A 16382-nucleotide genomic window follows, 5' to 3' on the forward strand; every position below is an offset into this window, starting at 1 on the left:
TTGCATCCTCATTTACACAATGGCTTATGGTGTAACTGGCAACACGTCTGGTTTTGGTCCAGAAGAGTCTAGGTTCGAGCCCTAGTAAGCCAACAAAAAGTCTTTCAGTTTTCTGGAAGACTTTTTTGTTTGAGACTTTTTGATGATTGTATTATGGGTTAAAATAAGCCCCGATAACCATTAAATCGATATCTAATTTTATTAAAAATTGCTTAAAAATCAATAAAATATTATATATTTGCACCGTTGAAAGGCGAATTAAGGAACGAGGGGACGGAAAGTCCCCTCTTTTTATAATAAAAAATGTTTAAAAATACTGTCAAAGATTTACTAGATGCAGCTTTGGTTGAAAGACCAGACTTATTTCTAATTGATTTCACTGTACAAGCAGATAATCATATTAACGTAGTTATAGATGGCGATCAAGGCGTATTAGTTGAAGATTGCATGTTTATTAGCAGAGCCATCGAGCATAATTTAGATAGAGAAGAACAAGATTTCTCACTGGAAGTTATGTCGGCAGGAGCTGCAGCACCTTTAGTAAATAAAAGACAATATTTTAAAAATTTGAATAGAGACCTTAAAGTAAGTACAACCTTAGATAAATTTGAAGGTAAACTTGCCAAAGCAAACGAAACAAATATAACATTAGAATGGAAAGTTAGGGAGCCAAAACCAGTAGGTAAAGGTAAAGTAACTGTCTTAAAACAAGCGGAAATCGCTTACGAAGATATTGTAGAAGCAAAAGTTATGATTAAATTTTAATTCAGTAAGAGTTATGGAGAATATCGCGTTAATTGAATCTTTTTCAGAATTCAAAGACGATAAGCTAATTGACCGTGTAACGTTGATGGCGATTTTAGAAGATGTATTTAGAAGTGCTTTAAAAAAGAAGTATGGCGATGACGATAATTTTGATATTATTGTAAATCCAGACAAAGGCGATTTAGAGATATGGAGAAATCGAGTGGTTGTAGCCGATGGTGAAGTAGAAGAACCAAATCAAGAAATTTCATTATCTGAAGCTCGAAAAATTGAGCCAGATTTTGAGGTAGGTGAAGACGTTTCAGAAGAAGTAAAGCTTATCGATTTAGGAAGACGTGCTATTTTAGCATTACGCCAAAACTTAATTTCTAAAATTCACGAACACGATAACACAATTGTTTTCAAACAATTTAAGGATTTAATAGGCGATATTTACACAGCAGAAGTTCATCACATACGTCACAGAGCTGTTATTTTATTAGACGACGAAGGAAACGAAATCGTTTTGCCAAAAGAAAAACAAATACCTTCAGATTTCTTTAGAAAAGGAGACAATGTAAGAGGTGTTATTGATAGTGTAGAATTAAAGGGTGCCAAGCCTACCATTATCATGTCAAGAAGTTCCCCTGCATTTTTAGAGAAACTTTTTGAGCAAGAAATACCAGAAGTTTTTGACGGACTTATTACAATTAAAAATGTAGTTAGAATTCCAGGCGAAAAAGCAAAAGTTGCCGTAGATTCTTATGATGATAGAATCGATCCTGTTGGCGCTTGTGTTGGTATGAAAGGATCTAGAATACATGGTATTGTAAGAGAGTTAGGTAACGAAAACATCGATGTTATTAATTACACAACCAATTTACAATTATACATCACCAGAGCATTAAGCCCTGCAAGAGTAACTTCAATTAAAATTAACGAAGAAACTAAACGTGCCGAAGTAATTTTAAAACCAGAAGAAGTTAGTAAAGCTATTGGTAGAGGCGGACATAACATTCGTTTGGCTGGGCAGTTAACAGGTTATGAAATAGATGTATTTAGAGAAGGCGCAGAGGAAGATGTTGAATTATCTGAGTTCTCTGATGAAATAGAAGGATGGATTATTGAAGAGTTTAGCAAAGCTGGTCTAGATACTGCAAAAAGTATTTTAGAACAAGATGTAAACGATTTAGTAAAAAGAACAGATTTAGAAGAAGAAACAATTAAAGACGTTATTAGAATTTTAAGAGAAGAATTCGAAGAATAACATATATTTGAGTATTTTAAAGGCGATTTATGGCTGAAACAATTAGATTAAATAAAGTATTACGCGAACTAAATATTTCTTTAGATCGTGCCGTAGAATTTTTAGATTCGAAAGGTGTCGATATAGAGAAACGTCCAACTACAAAAATTTCACAAGAAGTTTACAACATTCTTTCTAGTGAATTTCAAGTTGATGCTAACAAAAAAGTTGCATCTATGGAAGTTGGTGAAGCAAAATTAAAAGAAAAAGAAGTTTTGCGAGAGCAACGTGAGCGTGAACTTGAACAGAAACAAAAAGAACAAGCCAGAAGAGACGAAGTTGTTAAAGCTACCAAAATACTTTCTGGTCCTAAACAAGTTGGCAAAATAGATTTAGATACAAATAAGGAAATAATAGAGCCTAAAGTTGAAAAATCTCCAGAGCCAGTAGTTGAGGCACCAGCTAAAGAATCTGTTGTTAAAACAGAAGAAGTTGCGAAACAACCCGAAGCCGAAAAAGTTGTTGAAACTCCAAAGAATGAAGAAACTCCTGTAAAAGAAACACCTAAAGCAGAAGAAGAGAAAGTTCAAAAACCTAAACCTAAACAGGAAATAGAAGTGGTAAAAACCACCAAAACCAATGAAGAAGGTGAAGTTGTTGAAGAAGAAAGAGTTGAGACTAAATATCAAAAATTAACAGGTCCTAAAATTGCTGGAGATAAAATTGATTTATCTCAGTTTAATAAACCTAAGAAGAAAAAAGAAGATAAAAAACCAGCCGATGCAAAAGCTGGGGATGCAAATTCTTCAAATAAAAGAAAGCGCCGTCGTATAAGTAAAGTAGGTGGTCCTGGCGACAACAAAAACACTAATACTGGAGGTGCACCATCTCAGTCAAGACCAGGAGGAAACGATCGTTTCAAAGGAAAACCAGGTCAGGCTAGACGTCCAATTATTAAAGAAGACCCTAGTGACGAGGATGTTAAAAAACAAGTACGTGAAACTTTAGAAAAACTACAAGGTAAATCATCTAAAGGTAAAGGTGCTAAATATAGAAGAGATAAAAGAGATCAACACAGAGATCAAACCGAAAGAGATCTTCAACAAGAAGCAGCAGAAAGTAAAATCTTAAAAGTAACAGAGTTCGTAACAGCGAATGAAGTTGCAACAATGATGGATGTGCCCGTAACGCAAATTATCTCGGCCTGTATGTCTTTAGGTATGATGGTAACCATGAATCAGCGTCTAGATGCTGAAACCTTATCTATCGTAGCCGAAGAATTTGGATACCAGGTTGAATTTGTAACTGCAGGAATCGAAGAATCTATAGAAGTTGTTGAAGATAGAGAAGAAGATTTACTAGAAAGAGCGCCTATTGTTACGGTAATGGGTCACGTAGATCACGGTAAAACATCCCTTCTGGATTACATTCGTAAAGAAAACGTAATTGCAGGAGAATCGGGTGGAATTACACAACATATTGGAGCATACGGCGTAAAATTAGAAAACGGACAAAAAATTGCGTTCTTAGATACACCAGGTCACGAAGCGTTTACAGCGATGCGTGCTCGTGGTGCTCAAGTTACAGATATTGCTATTATTGTGGCTGCTGCCGATGATGATATTATGCCACAAACAAAAGAGGCTATATCGCATGCACAAGCTGCAGGGGTGCCTATTGTTTTTGCAATTAATAAAATAGATAAACCAGACGCAAATCCAGATAAAATTAAAGAAGGATTAGCACAAATGAATTTGTTAGTAGAAGATTGGGGTGGTAAAATACAATCGCATGATATCTCGGCAAAAATGGGTACTGGTGTTAAAGAATTATTAGAAAAAGTATTACTTGAAGCCGAATTACTAGAGCTAAGAGCAAATCCAAACAAACCAGCTGTTGGTACGGTTGTAGAAGCCTTCCTTGATAAAGGTCGTGGTTATGTAGCCACTATTTTAGTTCAGGCTGGAACTTTACGTGTTGGAGATTATGTATTAGCAGGTAAACACAGTGGTAAAGTAAAAGCGATGCACGACGAGCGTGGTAATGATGTTGCCGAAGCAGGTCCATCGACACCTGTATCGATATTAGGTTTAGATGGTGCACCACAAGCGGGTGATAAATTTAACGTGTTTGAAGATGAGCGAGAAGCAAAACAAATTGCTGCAAAACGTTCTCAGCTACAACGTGAGCAATCGGTTCGTACACAACGTCATATTACATTAGATGAAATTGGTCGTCGTATTGCATTAGGAGATTTCCAAGAATTAAACATTATCCTTAAAGGTGACGTGGATGGTTCGGTTGAAGCTTTAACAGATTCATTCCAGAAATTATCTACCGAAGAAATTCAAGTGAATATTTTACATAAAGGTGTAGGAGCCATTACTGAAAGTGATGTATTATTAGCTTCAGCATCTGATGCGATTATTATTGGATTTAATGTGCGTCCTGTAGGTAATGCTCGAATGATTGCCGATAAAGAAGAAATAGATATCCGTACATACTCTATTATTTACGATGCCATTAACGATCTTAAAGATGCTATGGAAGGTATGTTATCTCCAGAGTTTAAAGAAGAGATTACAGGTACTGCCGAAATTAGAGAAATATTTAAGGTTACTAAAATTGGAAGCATTGCTGGTTGTATGGTAACAAATGGTAAAATATTTAGAAACTCTGGTATTCGTTTAATTAGAGACGGTGTTGTAGTATTTACAGGTGAGTTAGCATCATTAAAACGATTTAAAGATGATGTTAAAGAAGTTGCTAAAGGTTACGATTGTGGTATGCAAATTAAAAACTACAACGACATTAAAGAGGGCGATATTATAGAAGCCTTCCATGAAGTTGAAGTTAAAAAGAAACTAAAATAAAGTTTAAAAGTTTACATAAAAAAAGCGATCCGAGGATCGCTTTTTTATTTATAAGTCTTTTTAAAATCATGCACAGGTATACAAATTTATTTTTTCGTATAAAGTTGCCTTATTAATTGGTTTGTTTATGTAATCGTTCATACCAATTTCTAAAACATATTCTCTTGTTTTTTGCATGGCATCTGCTGTAACGGCAATAATAGGAATACTTTTAATAAGTTCGCCAAGGTCACCGTTTCTTATAATTTTGGTAGCTTCATATCCATCCATAACAGGCATTTGTAAATCCATTAAAATGATATCAAAAGATTCTTTTTTTAAGCATTCTAAACCTTCATTACCATTATTGGCGATTACTAAATTGGTATAATTGAAGCTTTGTAAAATTTTTCGAATAACCATTTGGTTCATTTTATTGTCTTCAACAATAAGAATTTTTAAATCCTTATTATTCGTATTTAAAAGTGTCGCATCGGCGGTTATGTGCTGTTTAATTTGAACGATTTCAAAAGGTAATTTTATATTTACCTGAGTGCCAACGCCTAATTCACTTTTTATATTAATTGTTCCGTTAAATAATTTTACCAAGTGTTTTACAATACTTAAACCAAGACCAATACCACCAAATTGTCTTTTATGATTTAACCGCATCTGACTAAAACTATCATAAATATTGTTAAGTATTTTATTGTCGATACCAATTCCTGTATCAGAAATTACAATATCAAACACACCAGATTCATTTGATTCGATTTTACTCGTAATCTTAAATTGAATACTACCTTCTTTAGTATATTTAAAAGCATTGCTTACTACGTTGTTTATTATTTGTAGAAAACGCTCGGTATCACCAGAAATTAAATAAGGTAATTGGTTATCAATAGTATAATTGTAAATAAGGCCTTTGTTTTCTGCTTCAATTTTCCAATTATTATTTATTTGAGAAAGAACAGTTTCTGGATTAAATGTTTCTTTTTTAAGGATAAGCTCGTTTTTTTCAATAAGTTCAAAATCAAGAATATCGTTCACATTACTAAGCAAGCTTAATGAAGCATTTTTTATAATTTCAAATTGTTTACGCGTCTCTTTATTTTGTTCATCGTTTAACTGCAATTCGGCAATTCCCATAATTGCATTTATTGGTGTTCTTAATTCATGACTTATGTTAGACATGAAGTAGGTTTTTAACTGACTTATTTCTTCAGATTTTATAAGCGCAAATTCTTGAGATTTTTCCTTTTCTAATCGTAATTTCTTAATAAGATTTGTCATAGATAGCGACAAGAAAATAACTTCAAAACCAGCACCAAATTTAGCGCTGTTTACTACATAGAAGTTATTAGGTAGTAAGCTAAGATTGTTCATTACAAATCCCATAAGACCAATAACTAAGAAGAAAATACCTATCGAGAAATACCTGTCTATTTTAACGCCTTTATATTGAATATAAAATAAGCTAACTATAATGAGAATTAAACTTAACAACCCATTAAGATTGCTTAAAGGGTAAGCATGCTCCATGGTTTGTGGGCTAATTAAAACCATAACAAATAAACCTGCAATTATAAAATACAATATTCTAAAACCTTTATAAGCTAAAGGGAATTCTACTTTAATTTTTAGGAAATATTCGCAATATTTTAATAAAAATAAATTTGAAAATAAGGCAGTAATTAAAACGGCTTTAGTATTAAAATAACCGCCATTTGGGAAAATATATTGAAAAATTAAACCATCTAATGCAGCCTGTAAAGAAGCTATTGAAAATACATAGAAACCGTAAAATAGAAATGTTTTTTCTTTTAAACTTTTGTAAAAAAACAAGTAAATTATACCAGCCAAAAGCAAGATGCCATAAAACAAACCGAAGAATAATTGCTGATTGTAATTGTATTTCCAAAATTCATTTTCATTATAAATATTTAAAGGAATATTTATTGTTTCACCATCACTTTTTAAATTAAGATAAAATTGATTTTTACTATTTGGAGGAAGTATTATTTTAAAAATTGTCGATCGATGTTTTACCTGCTTTTCTTCAAATCGAATTTCATCGCCACTTTTAAAAGATTTAATGTTGTTATTGGTAATCTGGTAAAGTGTAGCAAAATCTGTTACGGGTCTTGCTGTATTTAAGTAATATATTTTTGATTCTGCAGAGGTGTTTTCTAGTTTAAAACGAACCCAATAGTAATCTGAAGTAAAGCCTACACTTTCATTATCTGATTTAAGTGGTGTGTAAATTAAATCGTTTGAAATTAATACTTCATTTATATTAAGCGTTTGCTTGCCCACATTTGTATATGAAGCATATTGAAAAAGATCATCTTGGTTAAGTTCTGGGTTGTAATAAGTATCTGTATAATTTATATCATTTGCAAATAGACTTATTAATATGAGTAGTAATTTCATATACAGGTATTTGGCTATTAATTTAGGGCAAAAAACCGAATCTAGTTTTTTCTAAATTCGGTTTAAAATAATTAATTACTTTTCTTAGGCTTGAATATTAAAGCATTTGAAAATTTACTTTTAATTTTTTTTAAGGCTCTATCTGCTTCAATTTTTGTTCTGAAATTACCAACCCAAGTTTTAAAATTAGGTTCTTCATAAACAACGATTGTTTTTATATCTTCAAAGGCATTTTTGAATTCTGTTTCAGCATTATAGGCGCCATTTCTGTTGCCATTATAAATCTGAATTTTATACCTTTCTGTAGTATTTTTATTAATGTCCTTCTTTACATCAAGTAATTTTGTAATCTTTTCATCTTGATTAACTGTTAAAGTTCCTTCTTGTGCAAAAGACAACGATGTGCAAGCCATAAGGGTAATTGCAAGTAAATGAGCAGGTTTAATTTTCAAAGAATTCATTTTCAATATATTTTATACAAATGTATACGTAATTAAATTAATTTCGGTTTTTTTTCTTATTTAGAATCTCTCTAAATTATCAATTAACAGTTCTGTAACATTTCTCAAATCGACTTTAAGTATTACTTTTGCGAGAGATTTTATTAAATCTTTTTTATTTAATTAATGACAAAAGTCATACCGAAGTTTAGAAGTTAATTTAGCCAACAATATGAGAAAGGTGATTCACCGTACATTAAGTAAAGACATTCTTGGTTTAAGCTTAATCATTGTATTAGCATTTACAACAGCTCTTTCAGCTCAAGGAGATCCAGTAAAAGGAAAATCATTGTTTAATGCCAATTGCGCAGCATGTCATCAATTAGATAAGAAAATGACAGGGCCTGCGTTGCGAAATGTACAACAACGTTTAGAGGAAGAAGAAGGTTTAGATAAATCTTGGATTTACAACTGGATTCATAACAGTTCAGGTCTCATTAAGTCTGGTGATGCTTATGCTAACAAAATATACAACGAGTATGGCGGGGCGGCAATGACAGCTTTTCCTCAGTTGTCTGAAGAAGATATTGATAATATTTTAGCCTACACAGCCGAGGTAAAAGAAGAAGCGCCTGCTACAGCTGCAGTTCAAGCAGAAGGTGGTGCAGCTCAAAGTTCTGGCGGAATTTCTAATGAAATTATTTTAGGAGCTTTAGCGATTCTTTTTATGTTGCTTGCTTTAGGGTTGTTTTTAGTAAACAAAACGCTTCGACGTTTTGCTTCTGCTCAAAACATCGAGTTGCCTGAAGCATCAGAAAAAACACCGCTTTGGAAAGCATTTGTGCAAAATCAATTTTTAATGGTTGTTATTGCCATTTTCTTCTTACTTACCAGTGCTTATTTTGTTTATGGTTATTTAATGCAGATAGGTGTAGATCAAGGTTATCAGCCGGTACAGCCAATTCATTTTTCACATAAAATTCACGCAGGAGATAATGGTATAGATTGTAAATACTGTCACTCATCTGCTAGAGTTAGTAAAGCTTCAGGTATTCCGTCTGTTAATATTTGTATGAACTGTCATAAATCTATTTACGAATACAATGGAGAAACCACTCCTGAGTATTCAAAAGAATTTTACGATGGAGAAATTAAAAAGATATACAAAGCTGCAGGATGGGATGATGCCGAGCAAAAATACACAGGAAATACACAACCAATTAAATGGGTTAAAATCCATAATTTACCAGACTTTGTTTACTTCAACCACTCACAACACGTAACTGTTGCCGGTGTAGAATGTCAAACGTGTCATGGTCCTATTGAAGAAATGGAAATTGTTAGTCAATTTGCTCCCTTAACAATGGGATGGTGTATTAACTGTCACAGAAGCACAAACGTAAAAGTAGAAGACAACGCATACTACACTAAAATTCACGAAGAATTATCTAAGAAATATGGTGTAGATAAATTAACTGCAGCTCAAATGGGCGGGTTAGAATGTGGTAAATGTCACTATTAATAAATTTAATAAGAAGTAATTCAATTATATAATATGTCATCAAACAAGAAATACTGGAAAAGTGTTGAGGAGCTAAACGAAAACAGCTCTATTGTTGAGACGCTAAAACAAAACGAGTTTGTAGCAGAGATTCCTACTGATGAATTTTTAGGTGATAAAAATACATTAGAATCAACCTCTACAACGCGTCGCGATTTCTTAAAATACGTAGGATTTACTACAGCGGCTGCTTCACTTGCAGCTTGTGAAGGTCCTGTAAAAAAATCGATTCCTTATGTTGTGCAGCCCCATGAGATTATTCCTGGTGTTGCTAACTATTATGCCACTACGATAGCAGATGGATTTGATTTTGCAAGTATTTTAGTTAAAACTCGTGAAGGTCGTCCAATTAAAATTGAAAATAACACTTTAGCTTCTACTAATGGAACAGCTAACGCCAGAGTTAATGCTTCCGTTCTAGGATTATATGATAGTTTAAGATTAAAAGGTCCTAAAAAAGCAGGAGCATCTATTTCTTGGAGTACATTTAATTCTGAAACTACAAAAAAATTAAACGAGCTCAAGGCAGCTAACAAAAAAATTGTTTTGTTAACTCAAACATTTGCTAGCCCTTCAACGCGTAATTTAATTGCAGACTTTAAAGAAGAGTATGGTAATGTTGAGCGTGTTATATATGATGCAGTTTCTGAGACAGCAGCTTTAGATGCTTTTGAAGCAAAATATGGCAAACGAGCTTTAGCAAATTATGATTTTTCTAAAGCCATGACAATCGTTTCTTTTGCTGCAGATTTCTTAGGAGATTGGCAAGGAGGCGGTTTTGATGCTGCATATTCAAAAAATAGAATTCCGCAAAACGGAAAAATGTCTCGTCACATTCAGTTTGAGTCTAATATGACTTTATCTGGAGCTAACGCAGACAAACGTGTTATGTTAAAACCTAGCGAACAAAAATTAGCTTTAGCTAAATTGTACGCTTATGTTACAGGAACTTCTGTTTCTGGAACTTTACCATCTCATATCGATACAGCTGTTAAAAAAACTGCTGCTGAATTAAAGAAAGCAGGAAGCTCTGCTGTGGTTGTTACTGGTATTCAAGATGTAAACGCTCAAACAGTTGTATTAGAGTTAAATACATTTTTAGCAAGTAAAGCATTCGACACAAAGGCTACAATAAAAACAAGACAAGGAGATGCAAAGCAAGTTTCACAACTTGTGTCAGATATGAAAGCAGGTAAAGTAGCTGCTATCATTATGTGTGGCGTTAATCCTTTATATACATTACCAAATGCTTCAGAATTCGCTGAAGGATTGAAAAAAGTAGAATTATCTATTGCTTTTTCAATGAAAGAAGATGAAACATCTTCTGAAGTACAATATATTGCAGCAGCACCACATTACTTAGAATCTTGGGGTGATGTTGAAATAAAAGATGGTCATTACGGTTTAATGCAACCAACAATTCGTCCATTATTCGATACAAAACAATTTCAAGATGTTTTATTGATGTGGACTGCCAATGATATGGCGTATAACGACTATATCAAGGAAGTTTGGAATGAAGATATTTTAAATGGTGCTTCATTTAATCAAGCATTACATGACGGACAGTTTGTTTCTAAAGTTTTCGAAATGGAAGACTATGATAAACTGGAAGGTGTTGTAAGTGAAAATTCGGTTACTGAAACTTCAACAGGTGTTGCAGCTAATGCTTTAGCAAGTGCAGCGAAATCTAGCGATTTTGAATTAACATTATATACAAAAACAGGTATGGGTGATGGTCAACAAGCCAATAACCCATGGTTACAAGAGTTTCCAGATCCTATTACAAGAACGTCTTGGGATAATTACTTAACCATTTCTAAAGCAGATGCAGATGCATTAGGCTTAGAAAATACCCACGTTGCAACCGGTGCCTTAAATGGTAGCTACGCTAAAGTAACTGTTAACGGTGTTAGTGTTGTTGCTCCAGTTATGATTCAGCCAGGACAAGCAAAAGGTTCTGTTGGATTAGCACTTGGATATGGAAGAACTAAAGGTTTAAAAGAAGAAATGCAAACAGGTGTTAATGCTTATCCATTATACCAAGGTTTCAATTCTGTTCAAAGTGTAACTATTGAACCTGCTTCAGGCGAGCATGAATTTGCATCTGTTCAGTTACATAATACTTTAATGGGGCGTGGAGACATCATTAAGGAAACAACTCTAGAAGTTTTCAATACTAAAGATAAAAAGTACTGGAATCCGATGGCAATGGTTTCTTTAAATCATGAAGAAACTCCAGTAACCTCTCCAGAAGTAGATTTATGGGATGAGTTTGATCGTTCTATTGGTCATCATTTCAACCTGTCAATCGACTTAAATGCTTGTACTGGCTGTGGCGCTTGTGTTATTGCTTGTCATGCAGAAAACAACGTTCCTGTTGTTGGTAAAACTGAAGTACGTCGTAGCCGTGATATGCACTGGTTACGTATTGATAGATATTATTCACATCAAGAAAATTTTGAAGGTGATAATGAAGAAAAGGATTCTGCAAGTGGATTAGGTTTAGGTAATTATTTATTTGGTGACGGTGAAGGTAATGGTTCTTTATCTACACTAAATAGAATGGAAGAAGCCTCTGAAAACCCACAAGTTGCTTTCCAACCAGTTATGTGTCAGCACTGTAACCACGCGCCTTGTGAAACTGTTTGTCCAGTTGCGGCAACATCACACGGTCGTCAAGGTCAAAACCATATGGCTTATAACCGTTGTGTAGGTACAAGATATTGCGCTAACAACTGTCCTTATAAGGTACGTCGTTTTAACTGGTTCCTTTACAACGGAAATGATGAATTTGATTACCATATGAATGACGATTTAGGTCGCATGGTATTAAATCCAGATGTTGTTGTACGTTCTCGTGGTGTTATGGAAAAATGTTCTATGTGTATTCAAAAAACACAAAAAACTATTCTTGATGCCAAACGTGATGGCCGAGTTATTAAAGATGGTGAATTCCAAACAGCTTGTTCTGCAGCTTGTGGAAATGGCGCTATGGTTTTTGGAGACATCAACGATAAAGAAAGTAAAGTTGCAAAACTTAAAGAAGATAATCGTATGTATCATTTGTTAGAGCACGTAGGAACAAAACCAAACGTGATGTATCAAACAAAAGTGAGAAATACAACAGAAGCATAAGTCTAATTAAAGAATCAATTATATAATTATGGCGTCTCATTACGAAGCACCTATTAGAAGGCCTTTAGTTACAGGTGATAAATCATACCACGATGTTACTGTGGATGTAGCTAAGCCTGTAGAAGGAAAAGCAAACAAACAATGGTGGATAGTTTTTTCTATCGCATTACTAGCCTTTCTTTGGGGAATAGGGTGTATTTTATATACTATTTCAACGGGTATTGGAACCTGGGGTTTAAATAAAACTGTAGGTTGGGCATGGGATATTACTAACTTCGTTTGGTGGGTTGGTATTGGTCACGCAGGTACTCTTATTTCTGCTGTACTTTTATTATTCCGTCAAAAATGGAGAATGGCTATTAACCGTTCAGCAGAAGCGATGACAATATTCTCGGTAGTTCAAGCAGGATTGTTTCCAATTATTCACATGGGTAGACCATGGTTAGCATATTGGGTATTACCAATACCTAACCAGTTTGGATCCCTTTGGGTTAACTTTAACTCACCATTACTTTGGGACGTATTTGCAATTTCAACATATTTATCGGTTTCATTAGTTTTCTGGTGGACAGGTTTACTTCCCGATTTTGCAATGTTACGTGATAGAGCCGTTAAACCTTTCCAAAAGAAAATTTACTCTTTATTAAGTTTTGGTTGGTCTGGTAGAGCAAAAGATTGGCAACGTTTCGAAGAAGTATCATTGGTACTTGCTGGTTTAGCAACACCTTTAGTACTTTCGGTACATACCATTGTATCTTTTGACTTTGCTACATCTGTTATTCCAGGATGGCATACAACAATTTTCCCTCCTTATTTCGTTGCAGGAGCCGTTTTCTCTGGTTTTGCCATGGTAAATACATTACTTATAATCATGCGTAAAGTATGTAATCTTGAAGATTATATTACGGTACAACATATAGAATTGATGAACATTGTAATCATGATTACAGGTTCTATTGTTGGAGTTGCTTATATTACTGAGTTATTTATTGCTTGGTATTCAGGAGTTGAATATGAACAATATGCGTTCTTAAACAGAGCTACAGGTCCTTATGCTTGGGCATACTGGATGATGATGTCTTGTAATGTATTCTCTCCACAATTTATGTGGTTTAAGAAACTAAGAACTAGTATTATGTTCTCTTTCTTTATATCTATTGTTGTAAATATAGGTATGTGGTTTGAACGTTTTGTAATTATTGTAACCTCATTACATAGAGATTATTTACCATCTTCATGGACCATGTTCTCACCAACCTATGTAGATATTGGTATTTTTGTTGGAACTATAGGTTTTTTCTTTGTGTTATTTTTATTATACTCAAGAACATTCCCTGTAATTGCTCAAGCCGAAGTTAAAACAATCTTGAAGTCTTCAGGAGAACGTTACAAAAAATTAAGAGAGGCTGGAAATAGTTTAGTTGGTACTGGTGCCGACGAAAGAACATCTGGAAATAAAGTTACTAACTTAAAAAATGAAGCTTAATCAATGGAAGCATCTAAAGTAATTCACGCCATTTATACAGATGATGATATTTTAATGTCTGCTGTAAAAAAAGTTAAGGCAGAAAGATATCACATTGAAGAGATATATACGCCGTTTCCTGTACACGGTCTAGACAAAGCTATGGGATTAGCTCCAACTCGTATTGCTATTACGGCATTTTTATACGGTTTGGTTGGTTTAACAGTTGCTATTGTTATGATGAATTTTATCATGATAGAAGACTGGCCACAAAATATTGGTGGTAAACCAAGTTTTAGCTATATAGAAAACATGCCGGCATTTGTTCCTATCATGTTTGAGCTAACGGTGTTTTTTGCAGCTCACCTAATGGTAATAACATTTTATTTAAGAAGTAGAATGTGGCCTTTTAAAAATGCAGAAAATCCAGATCCAAGAACTACCGATGACCATTTTCTTATGGAAATCTCTGTTGATGGAAACGAAGCAGAACTAGAAAGTTTACTTAAGGAGACTGGAGCAGTTGAAGTTAATTTAATTGATAAAGCGCATTAAGAGTAGATATGAAGAGCTTAATTAAAATATTAGTAATTGCAGTTATTTTTGTAGCTGTATCATGTAAAAAAGATTCGGCACCTAACTACCAGTATATGCCAAATATGTATGAGCCATTGGCCTATGAAACATATTCTGAAGCTGAAATTTTTAAAGGTGGATTAGAAGCACAATTACCAGCCGAAGGTTCTGTTGCCAGAGGATTTATTCCTTTTGATATTGAAAATTCTACTGAAGGTTATGCCTTAGCTAAAGAAACACTTAAAAGCCCAATAGACTCTACTCAGGTAGATTTAGACAAAGGAAAAGCGATGTATGAAATTTATTGTGCTATTTGTCATGGTAATAAAGGCGATGGTCAAGGAAACTTGGTAAAGCGTGAAAAAATATTAGGTATACCAAGCTACGATGATGCTGGAAGAGCCATTAACGAAGGAAGTATTTACCATACCATTTATTACGGTAAAAATGCAATGGGTTCTTATGCAAATCAAATTAACGAAGAAGAGCGCTGGCAAGTAGTTTCATATGTATTGAAATTAAAGGCAGATTTAGAAAAGTAAGATAGATAAGATTATTATAGATATGTATACATTTTCAAATAAATTAAAGACATTTTCTTTCATCCTGATTATTCTTGGTGTATTAGGTGTTGGATATGGTTTTATGACATCTCATAAATCTTTAGAAGAAGTAAAAACCATGATAGCTGAAGAATCTGCACACCACGGTGGAGGACATGCATCTGAAGCAACTCATGCAACAGCAGATTCGCATGGTGAAGCAGCTCATTCAGAAAATGCGCACGGAGCCGAAGCAGATCATGATGCTCATGCACTTCATGTACAACATCAAATAGCAAACAGACCATGGTCTGCGTTATACGTAGCAGCCTTTTTCTTCATGATGATAGGTTTAGGTATTTTAGCTTTTTATGCGATTCAAATAGCATCTCAAGCTGGATGGTCTCCAGTACTTTTTAGAGTTATGGAAGCTATTACTGCTTACGTTTTACCAGGAGCTCTTATTGTATTAGCTATAGCAGTAGCATCTGGAACCATAGGTCATTATAATTTATTTATATGGATGGATCCTGAAGTTGTAGCTGAAGATAAATTAATTCAAGGAAAACAAGGTTGGTTAAATTTACCTTGGTTTGCTATTAGAGGTTTAATTTTTATTGCTGGATGGAGTTTATACCGTCACTTTGCACGTAAATTCTCTATCGCTCAAGATACAGCCGAAGACACCAGTAATTTCAAAAAATCATTTAGAATTGCTGCTGCATTCTTAGTATTCTTTATCTATACCGAATCTATGATGTCTTGGGATTGGATAATGAGTGTAGATCCACACTGGTTCTCTACTTTGTTTGGATGGTATGTGTTTGCAAGTATGTTTGTAAGTGGAATTACAGTTTTAGCTTTAATGACAATCTATTTAAAATCTAAAAATTATTTAGAGTTTGTTAATGAAAACCATTTACATGATGTTGCTAAATTTATGTTTGCATTTAGTATTTTCTGGACCTATTTATGGTTCTCTCAATTCATGCTTATCTGGTATTCTAACATCCCAGAAGAGGTAACTTATTTTATATCTCGTTTCAACGATTATAAATTACCTTTCTTAGGAATGGTTGTCATGAATTTCGTATTCCCGATTTTATTATTAATGAATGCCGATTACAAACGTATTCCATGGTTTGTTGTGATGGCAGGTATAGTAATTTTAGTTGGTCATTATATAGATATTTTCAATATGATTATGCCTGCAACTGTTGGAGACAGATGGTTTATTGGAATTCCTGAAATTGCTTCCATTTTATTATTTGCTGGATTATTCATTCTTATTGTATTTACTGCCTTAACTAAAGCTCCGTTATTAGTAAAAGGATATCCTTTAAGAAAGGAAAGCGAAGATTTTCATTATTAATTAAGAATAAGTA

At 33.8% G+C, this 16382-nt stretch carries 10 protein-coding genes, 1 tRNA gene and 1 pseudogene; 10 read left to right on the top strand and 2 right to left on the bottom strand.

The window, feature by feature from the left end; translation table 11 throughout:
• Positions 1–20: 20 nt before the first annotated feature.
• From AW14_RS05165 to infB, 4 genes are all read left to right on the top strand, one after another.
• Positions 21–93, top strand: a tRNA-Gln gene (locus AW14_RS05165).
• Positions 94–303: 210 nt separating this feature from the next.
• Complete coding sequence (rimP, locus tag AW14_RS05170) at positions 304–765, top strand: ribosome assembly cofactor RimP (protein ID WP_044637851.1); 462 nt, start codon at positions 304–306, stop codon at positions 763–765.
• A gap of 13 nt (positions 766–778) precedes the next feature.
• On the top strand, positions 779–2011 hold the full coding sequence (gene nusA, locus AW14_RS05175) for a transcription termination factor NusA (RefSeq protein WP_044637852.1): 1233 nt from the start codon (positions 779–781) through the stop codon (positions 2009–2011).
• A 29-nt stretch (positions 2012–2040) separates the two neighbouring features.
• A complete protein-coding gene (infB, locus tag AW14_RS05180) occupies positions 2041–4863 on the top strand; it encodes a translation initiation factor IF-2 (protein ID WP_044637853.1) in 2823 nt (940 codons plus the stop codon).
• A 66-nt stretch (positions 4864–4929) separates the two neighbouring features.
• Here the strand turns inward: infB and AW14_RS05185 are convergent, their stop codons facing one another.
• Both AW14_RS05185 and AW14_RS05190 read right to left on the bottom strand, forming a co-directional pair.
• Positions 4930–7275 (bottom strand): hybrid sensor histidine kinase/response regulator, encoded by a 2346-nt coding sequence (locus AW14_RS05185; protein ID WP_044637854.1) that lies wholly within the window; start codon positions 7273–7275, stop codon positions 4930–4932.
• Between the two features lie 71 nt (positions 7276–7346).
• A complete protein-coding gene (locus AW14_RS05190; protein WP_044637855.1) occupies positions 7347–7736 on the bottom strand; it encodes an SPOR domain-containing protein in 390 nt (129 codons plus the stop codon).
• Between the two features lie 211 nt (positions 7737–7947).
• Here AW14_RS05190 and AW14_RS05195 point away from each other — a divergent pair, with 211 nt between their 5' ends.
• The 6 genes and pseudogenes from AW14_RS05195 to AW14_RS05220 all read left to right on the top strand — a co-directional run bounded on the left by AW14_RS05195 (position 7948) and on the right by AW14_RS05220 (position 16369).
• Positions 7948–9237 carry a cytochrome c3 family protein gene (locus AW14_RS05195; protein WP_044637856.1) on the top strand — a complete coding sequence of 430 codons (1290 nt, stop codon included), beginning with the start codon at positions 7948–7950 and terminating at the stop codon, positions 9235–9237.
• A 33-nt stretch (positions 9238–9270) separates the two neighbouring features.
• Positions 9271–12414, top strand: a complete 3144-nt coding sequence (locus AW14_RS05200; RefSeq protein WP_044637857.1) for a TAT-variant-translocated molybdopterin oxidoreductase — start codon at positions 9271–9273, stop codon at positions 12412–12414.
• Between the two features lie 28 nt (positions 12415–12442).
• Positions 12443–13864: pseudogene (gene nrfD, locus AW14_RS05205) on the top strand (NrfD/PsrC family molybdoenzyme membrane anchor subunit); the annotation flags it as partial.
• 39 nt (positions 13865–13903) lie between these two features.
• Complete coding sequence (locus tag AW14_RS05210) at positions 13904–14434, top strand: DUF3341 domain-containing protein (protein ID WP_044637859.1); 531 nt, start codon at positions 13904–13906, stop codon at positions 14432–14434.
• Positions 14435–14442: 8 nt separating this feature from the next.
• Positions 14443–14997 (top strand): c-type cytochrome, encoded by a 555-nt coding sequence (locus AW14_RS05215; RefSeq protein WP_044637860.1) that lies wholly within the window; start codon positions 14443–14445, stop codon positions 14995–14997.
• A gap of 22 nt (positions 14998–15019) precedes the next feature.
• On the top strand, positions 15020–16369 hold the full coding sequence (locus AW14_RS05220; RefSeq protein ID WP_044637861.1) for a hypothetical protein: 1350 nt from the start codon (positions 15020–15022) through the stop codon (positions 16367–16369).
• Positions 16370–16382: the final 13 nt, after the last annotated feature.

Source organism: Siansivirga zeaxanthinifaciens CC-SAMT-1 (genome assembly GCF_000941055.1).
GTDB lineage: Bacteria > Bacteroidota > Bacteroidia > Flavobacteriales > Flavobacteriaceae > Siansivirga > Siansivirga zeaxanthinifaciens.

What these genes read in the sequence shown, in the direction of transcription:
- rimP (WP_044637851.1), top strand. Translation starts at nt 304, where the DNA reads ATGTTTAAAAATACTGTCAAAGATTTACTAGATGCAGCTTTGGTTGAA.
- nusA (WP_044637852.1), top strand. Translation starts at nt 779, where the DNA reads ATGGAGAATATCGCGTTAATTGAATCTTTTTCAGAATTCAAAGACGAT.
- infB (WP_044637853.1), top strand. Translation starts at nt 2,041, where the DNA reads ATGGCTGAAACAATTAGATTAAATAAAGTATTACGCGAACTAAATATT.
- AW14_RS05185 (WP_044637854.1), bottom strand. Translation starts at nt 7,275, where the DNA reads ATGAAATTACTACTCATATTAATAAGTCTATTTGCAAATGATATAAAT.
- AW14_RS05190 (WP_044637855.1), bottom strand. Translation starts at nt 7,736, where the DNA reads ATGAATTCTTTGAAAATTAAACCTGCTCATTTACTTGCAATTACCCTT.
- AW14_RS05195 (WP_044637856.1), top strand. Translation starts at nt 7,948, where the DNA reads ATGAGAAAGGTGATTCACCGTACATTAAGTAAAGACATTCTTGGTTTA.
- AW14_RS05200 (WP_044637857.1), top strand. Translation starts at nt 9,271, where the DNA reads ATGTCATCAAACAAGAAATACTGGAAAAGTGTTGAGGAGCTAAACGAA.
- AW14_RS05210 (WP_044637859.1), top strand. Translation starts at nt 13,904, where the DNA reads ATGGAAGCATCTAAAGTAATTCACGCCATTTATACAGATGATGATATT.
- AW14_RS05215 (WP_044637860.1), top strand. Translation starts at nt 14,443, where the DNA reads ATGAAGAGCTTAATTAAAATATTAGTAATTGCAGTTATTTTTGTAGCT.
- AW14_RS05220 (WP_044637861.1), top strand. Translation starts at nt 15,020, where the DNA reads ATGTATACATTTTCAAATAAATTAAAGACATTTTCTTTCATCCTGATT.